Annotated in this window: 1 protein-coding gene; it reads left to right on the top strand. The window is 59.5% G+C overall.

Annotated elements, in window-relative coordinates:
- The coding region (locus ACWIB3_RS18570; RefSeq protein WP_454292367.1) for a phage portal protein at window positions 1-269 on the top strand (269 nt) is incomplete at both ends.

The raw sequence follows: 269 nt of genomic DNA, 5'->3' as shown, positions 1-269 counted from the left end.
GCGTCCGAACGCTGACGCGCTCGGCATTTCCCAGGACGAAGCTCGCGCGCTGGCGCATCAAATTGAAACCGGATGGACGGCATGGGCTGCAAACCCAACCGAGTGTGACGCGGTCGGTCGACATAACCTGCATCAACTTGCCACAGCGGGGTTCAAGAGCTGGTTGCTGACGGGTGAGACGCTATTCGCTCTCGACTGGCAGACTGCGAAAGGTGCGACCACGCGGACGAAAGTCAATATGCTTGACGTCCGTCAGCTTGACCAGACCA

The organism is Sphingobacterium sp. NPDC055431 (assembly GCF_053644255.1).
The sequence above is the reverse complement of the archived record's forward strand: the minus strand, read 5'-3'. Positions and strand labels throughout refer to the sequence as shown.